The organism is Nocardioides sp. (assembly GCF_016462705.1).
Classification (GTDB): domain Bacteria; phylum Actinomycetota; class Actinomycetes; order Propionibacteriales; family Nocardioidaceae; genus Nocardioides.
This window is the reverse complement of sequence record NZ_JAEMSS010000226.1, coordinates 1-5,690: the sequence shown is the minus strand read 5'-3', so window position 1 is coordinate 5,690 and position 5,690 is coordinate 1. Positions and strand designations below refer to the sequence as shown.

At 70.8% G+C, this 5,690-nt stretch carries 8 protein-coding genes; 3 read left to right on the top strand and 5 right to left on the bottom strand.

Translation table 11 applies throughout. The features are described 5' to 3' along the window. From JHD21_RS19970 to JHD21_RS19960, 3 genes are all read right to left on the bottom strand, one after another. The coding region (locus JHD21_RS19970) for a PH domain-containing protein (RefSeq protein ID WP_292678873.1) at positions 1–523 on the bottom strand (523 nt) is incomplete at its 3' end. 11 nt (positions 524–534) lie between these two features. Continuing rightward, positions 535–696 carry a hypothetical protein gene (locus JHD21_RS19965; RefSeq protein WP_292678871.1) on the bottom strand — a complete coding sequence of 54 codons (162 nt, stop codon included), beginning with the start codon at positions 694–696 and terminating at the stop codon, positions 535–537. Positions 697–793: 97 nt separating this feature from the next. After that, positions 794–1,297 (bottom strand): VOC family protein, encoded by a 504-nt coding sequence (locus JHD21_RS19960; RefSeq protein WP_292678869.1) that lies wholly within the window; start codon positions 1,295–1,297, stop codon positions 794–796. 57 nt (positions 1,298–1,354) lie between these two features. On the opposite strand from JHD21_RS19960, the gene JHD21_RS19955 reads away from it, so the two are divergent. Further along, the gene (locus tag JHD21_RS19955) at positions 1,355–1,876 is read left to right on the top strand and encodes a DinB family protein (protein WP_292678866.1); all 522 of its coding nucleotides are present in this window, start codon (positions 1,355–1,357) and stop codon (positions 1,874–1,876) included. A 44-nt stretch (positions 1,877–1,920) separates the two neighbouring features. Here the strand turns inward: JHD21_RS19955 and meaB are convergent, their stop codons facing one another. Further along, a complete protein-coding gene (gene meaB / locus JHD21_RS19950; protein ID WP_292678876.1) occupies positions 1,921–2,883 on the bottom strand; it encodes a methylmalonyl Co-A mutase-associated GTPase MeaB in 963 nt (320 codons plus the stop codon). Further along, positions 2,876–4,072, bottom strand: a complete 1,197-nt coding sequence (locus tag JHD21_RS19945; RefSeq protein ID WP_292678864.1) for an acetyl-CoA C-acetyltransferase — start codon at positions 4,070–4,072, stop codon at positions 2,876–2,878. Before JHD21_RS19945 ends, meaB begins: the two co-directional genes overlap by 8 nt. A gap of 104 nt (positions 4,073–4,176) precedes the next feature. Here JHD21_RS19945 and mce point away from each other — a divergent pair, with 104 nt between their 5' ends. Both mce and ccrA read left to right on the top strand, forming a co-directional pair. Continuing rightward, entirely contained in the window at positions 4,177–4,626 is a 450-nt protein-coding gene (gene mce, locus JHD21_RS19940) for a methylmalonyl-CoA epimerase (RefSeq protein WP_292678861.1), read from the top strand. 49 nt (positions 4,627–4,675) lie between these two features. Continuing rightward, on the top strand, positions 4,676–5,690 hold a 1,015-nt coding region (gene ccrA / locus JHD21_RS19935; RefSeq protein ID WP_292678858.1), incomplete at its 3' end, for a crotonyl-CoA carboxylase/reductase.

Sequence of the window (5,690 nt, the reverse complement as noted above, 5' to 3'; positions counted from 1 at the left end):
CCCGGGGACCGCGCAGGCCCGAACGCTGCACGACCCGCTGGATCGTGAGGTCCCGCTCGTCCGCGCGGGCGACGTACCTGATCTCCTTCAGCCCCTGCTCCTGGGCGGCCGACTCGAAGACGAAGTGCCCGAAGCCGAGGATCCGGCCGTGCAGCGGCTTGGTCACGCTGATGTCCAGGATGCGGCTCAACGGCATGGTGGCCAGGTGGTAGACCAGCACGCCGTGCAGCCGGAACACCCGCATGTTGGTGATCACGAAGCACTCCCGGCGTTCGCGGACGAAGACCCAGGCGGCATGCGCCAGCAGCGCCAGGGCGGGCACGATGAAGACCCAGCCGGCGTCCATGTCGACGCCGAACGCGCCGACGGCGAGCAGGACCAGCGCCAGCCACGCCTCCACGACCGGCCGCACGTAGGCCACCCAGTGGCGGCGGACCTCGTCCACGACGACCTCGCCCTCCTCGCGCAGGAGGTGGCGGCCGATGTTCGGCTCGGTGATGGAGGCCAGGAGCCCGGTCGTCATGTCAGCCCGGCTCAGAGCGCGTCGAAGAAGTCGATCAAGGCGTCGAAGAGCTGGGTGGTCAGGCCCCACAGGCCGCCGGCGGCGTCACCGGCCTGGGCCGCGGCCCCCGAGGGGTCCTGCAGCACGTAGTAGCCGATGAACAGCACGATCAGGAACGGCACGGCCTTCTTCATCGCGTCGCTTCCTCTCCAGGGCGTGCGGGGGCGCACAGGGGTACACCCCATTCGTACCAACAGCCACACCCGTTCCGGGGGAGGCGCGCCCTCACGGTCAGCTCGGGCGGGTCGACTGCTCCTTGACCGCCGCGTAGAACGCCTGCATCTGCGGGCCGACCCGGGCCAGCTCGACGTACGGCGCCCCGCCGGCCGACCCGTCGACGTACGCGAACTCGATCTCGCCGTCCATCATCGACCCGCGCATCAGCACCGGCAGCCCCGCTGCCTCGGCGGCGGCACAGGCGGTGTCCACGTCGTCGACCTCGAAGCACACGTGGTGCAGCCCGGGACCGCGCTCGGCGAGGAACTCGGCGTGGATCGTCGGGCCGTCGACGGGCTGGATGAGCTCCAGCTGGAGGTCGCCGGCGTACCCGAGCGAGATGTGCGCCGTGAACCGCACCGGCGCCCCGCGCAGCGTGGTGGTCTCCGGCCCGAACTCGACGTCGGGGATCCGGGTCCAGGCCCGCACGCCGAACTGGTCGCTCAGCAGTCGCTCGGTCGCTTCGATGTCGCCGGTGACCCAGCAGATCTGGGTGACCGGTCCGCTCGCGATGGTCATGCGAGGGAATCTAGTTGCGGTCAGGATCTGACCTGATGCCTCCCTAGTGTCCTCGGCATGACCTCCAGCGAACGCACCGACATCCTCGACGCCCTGCGCAAGCACCGGGAGCTGTTCCGGTTCACCGTCCAGGGCCTGACCGACGAGCAGGCCGCCACCCGCACCACGGCCAGCGAGCTGACGCTCGGCGGGCTGGTCAAGCACGTGACGAAGGTGGAGCGGCAGTGGGCCCGGTTCGTCCTCGACGGGCCCGGGGAGAACACCGTCGACTGGGAGAACGTCGACTGGGGCAACCCGCCCCCGGAGATCCTGGAGCACGCCGCGAGCTTCCAGATGCAGGACGCCTCTCTGGCCGAGCTGCTCGACGACTACGCCGAGGCGGCCGCCGCCACCGACGCGCTCGTCGGCTCGGTCGACCTGGCCGCCGGGCACGAGCTGCCCGCCGCCCCGTGGAACCCGCCCGGCGCGCGCTGGTCCGCCCGCCGGGTCTTCCTGCACATCGTGGCCGAGACAGCCCAGCACGCCGGCCACGCCGACATCATCCGGGAGTCGCTGGACGGGCAGAAGTCGATGGGCTAGGCGCAGGTGGCCGGTCGTCGCCCTCGGACGCGACGTGGACCTGGCTACGTCTCGAGCCCTGCCAGGAGCCGGTCGGCGGCGGCGTACGGGTCGGACTCCCCGGCCGCCACCGAGGCGGCCAGGTCGTCGAGGTCGGCGTTCCGGCCGACCTGCCCCCACCGGGTGCGCAGGGCGGTGAGCGCGATCGCCTCGATCTCGTCGCGGGCCCGCTTGACGCGGCGCCGGGTCAGCTCACCCGTCTCCCCGAGCCAGGCCCGGTGCTCGGCCAAGGACGCTGCCAGCTCGTCGAACCCGGTCCCGGCGCGGGCCACGGTGCTGACGATCGGCGGCTTCCAGGCGCCGTCGCGGCGCTCGGAGAGGTTGATCATCGACCGCAGGTCGCGACGGGTCTGGTCGGCGCCCTCGCGGTCGGCCTTGTTGACGACGAAGACGTCGCCGATCTCCAGGATGCCCGCCTTCGCCGCCTGGATGCCGTCGCCCATCCCGGGGGCCAGCAGGACCACGGTGGTGTCGGCCAGGCCGGCGACCTCGACCTCGCTCTGGCCGACGCCGACGGTCTCGACCAGGACCACGTCGAACCCGGCCGCATCCAGCACCCGCAGTGCCTGGGGCGTCGTCCACGCCAGCCCGCCCAGGTGGCCGCGCGAGGCCATCGACCTGATGTAGACGCCCTCGTCGAGCGAGTGGTCACCCATCCGGACCCGGTCGCCGAGCAGCGCGCCCCCGGAGAACGGCGACGAGGGGTCCACCGCCAGCACGCCGACCCGCTTGCCCTCGGCGCGGAGCACCCTGACCAGCGCGCTGGTCGCCGTGGACTTGCCCACCCCCGGGGAGCCGGTGAGCCCCACGACGTGGGCGTGGCCGGCGTACGGCGCCAGCGCGGCCATCACCGCACGCAGCTGGGGTGACCCGCCCTCGACCAGCGAGACCAGGCGGGCGACCGCCCGGGCCTCACCGTCGCGGGCCCGGGCGACGAGGTCGTCGACCTCGGGCCCGCGCTCAGGCAGAGGGAACCTTCACGATCAGGGCGTCGCCCTGGCCGCCGCCACCGCACAGGGCGGCGGCACCGATGCCACCACCGCGACGCTTGAGCTCCAGGGCGAGGTGCAGCACGACCCGGGTGCCGGACATGCCGACCGGGTGGCCCAGGGCGATCGCGCCACCGTTGACGTTGACCTTGTCGTCCGGGAGGCCGAGCTCGCGCGCCGACGAGATGCCGACGGCGGCGAAGGCCTCGTTGAACTCGACCAGGTCGAGGTCGGCGGGCGAGATGCCCTCCTTCTTGCAGGCCAGCGACGTGGCGTTGGCCGGCTGCAGCTGCAGGCTCGAGTCGGGGCCGGCGACCATGCCGTGCGCACCGATCTCGGCCAGCCACTCCAGCCCGAGCTCCTCGGCCTTGGCCTTGCTCATCACCACGACCGCGGCGGCGCCGTCGGAGATCTGCGACGAGGAGCCGGCGGTGATGGTCCCCTCCTTGCTGAACGCGGGGCGCAGCTTGCCGAGCGACTCCACCGTGGTGTCACCGCGCACGCCCTCGTCGGTGGTCACCATGACCGGGTCGCCCTTGCGCTGGGGGACGGCCACCGGAACGACCTCGTCGTCGAAGACGCCGTTCTTCCACGCCTCCGCCGCCTTCTGGTGCGACAGCGCGGCGAACTGGTCCTGCTCGTCGCGGGTGAGGTTCTGCGCGGCCCCGTTGATCTCCTCGGTCAGCATCCCCATCGCCTGGGCGGTGACCTGGTCGTAGAGCGCGTCGTAGGCCATGGAGTCCACGAGCTTCACGTCGCCGAACTTCATGCCCTCACGGGACTTGGGAAGGAAGTGCGGGGCGTTGGTCATCGACTCCATGCCCCCCGCGACGACGACGTCGACCTCACCGGCGCGGATCAGCTGGTCGGCCATCGCGATCGAGTTCAGCCCGGAGAGGCACACCTTGTTGATCGTGATCGACGGGACGTCCATGGGGATGCCGGCGGCCACCGCGGCCGTGCGGGCCGGGTTCTGCCCCGCCCCGGCCAGGATGACCTGGCCCATGATCACGTAGTCGACCTGCTCGGCCGAGACGCCGGCCTTCTCGAGGGCACCCTTGATGGCCACCCCACCGAGGTCGGCGGCGGTGAGGTCCTTGAGGCCGCCGAGGAGGCGCCCGATCGGGGTGCGGGCCCCGGCGACGATGACGGACGGGTTGTCGGACATGAGCGATCCTCCAGCGAGTTCTGGCCTCGACGTGACGAAGACCTCGCCACGGATGACGGCTTCGACCTTACTTCGCTGGTTAGCGCTCTGTAACCATGCCCAGCATGACCTCGGACACTCCGGCCCTCGGCATCCCCGACCACCTCTTCACCGCGATCGACCACGTCGGCATCGCCGTGGCCGACCTCGACGAGGCCATCTCCTTCTACGAGAGCACCTTCGGGATGCGCCTGGCCCACCAGGAGGTCAACGAGGAGCAGGGCGTCCGCGAGGCGATGATGGCGGTGGGCGACTCCGGGTCCCACATCCAGCTCCTCGCGCCCCTCGACGAGTCGTCGACGATCGCGAAGTTCCTCGACCGGTCCGGACCAGGCGTGCAGCAGATGGCCTACCGGGTCACCGACCTCGACGCGGTGAGCGCCGTCCTCCGGGAGCGGGGGGTCCGCCTGCTGTATGACGCCCCGAAGCGCGGCACCTCGGACTCGCGGGTCAACTTCATCCACCCCAAGGACGCCGGCGGGGTGCTGGTCGAGCTGGTCCAACCCGCGAACTGAGTCACACTCGGTCGATTCCTTCTATTACTGACAGGTAACCTCCGCAACCATGCAGCAGATCCTTGACGCCATCCTGGCCGGCGACACCTCCACCGAAGACTTCGCCAACCTGCAGATCCCCGAGTCCTACCGGGCCGCGCTGGTCCGCAAGGACGAGGTGGACATGTTCGAAGGCATCCCCTCCAAGGAGAAGGACCCGCGCAAGTCCCTGCACGTCGAGGACGTGGCGCTCCCCGAGCTCGGACCGGGCGAGGCGCTGGTCGCGGTCATGGCGAGCGCGATCAACTACAACACCGTGTGGACCTCGATCTTCGAGCCGGTCTCCACGTTCGGGTTCCTCGAGCGGTACGGCCGCCTGTCCGACCTGACCAAGCGGCACGATCTGCCCTACCACGTGGTCGGCTCCGACCTGGCCGGCGTCGTGCTGCAGACCGGCCCCGGCGTGACCAAGTGGAAGCCCGGCACCGAGGTCGTGGCCCACTGCCTCAGCGTCGAGCTGGAGGACCCCGACGGCCACGACGACACGATGCTCGACCCGCAGCAGCGGATCTGGGGCTTCGAGACCAACTTCGGCGGGCTCGCGCAGATCGCGCTGGTCAAGGCCAACCAACTGATGCCCAAGCCGGCGCACCTGACCTGGGAGGAGGCCGCCTCCCCGGGCCTGGTCAACTGCACGGCGTACCGCCAGCTGGTCAGCAAGAACGGCGGCGACATGAAGCAGGGCGACAACGTCCTGATCTGGGGCGCCTCCGGCGGCCTGGGCGGCTTCGCCACCCAGTACGCCCTCAACGGCGGCGCCACCCCCGTCTGCGTGGTCTCCAGCGACGACAAGGCCGAGATCGCCCGCTCGATGGGCGCCGAGCTGATCATCAACCGCGCCGAGGAGGGCTACCAGTTCTGGAAGGACGAGCACACCCAGGACCCGAAGGAGTGGAAGCGCTTCGGTGCCAAGATCCGTGAGCTCACCGGCGGCGAGGACATCGACATCGTCTTCGAGCACCCCGGCCGGGAGACCTTCGGCGCCAGCGTCTACGTCACCCGCAAGGGCGGCACCATCACCACCT

Bases quoted from the DNA above. Each gene is read 5' to 3' on its own strand.
- JHD21_RS19955 (WP_292678866.1), top strand. From the start codon at position 1,355: ATGACCTCCAGCGAACGCACCGACATCCTCGACGCCCTGCGCAAGCAC.
- mce (WP_292678861.1), top strand. From the start codon at position 4,177: ATGACCTCGGACACTCCGGCCCTCGGCATCCCCGACCACCTCTTCACC.
- JHD21_RS19945 (WP_292678864.1), bottom strand. From the start codon at position 4,072: ATGTCCGACAACCCGTCCGTCATCGTCGCCGGGGCCCGCACCCCGATC.
- JHD21_RS19965 (WP_292678871.1), bottom strand. From the start codon at position 696: ATGAAGAAGGCCGTGCCGTTCCTGATCGTGCTGTTCATCGGCTACTAC.
- JHD21_RS19960 (WP_292678869.1), bottom strand. From the start codon at position 1,297: ATGACCATCGCGAGCGGACCGGTCACCCAGATCTGCTGGGTCACCGGC.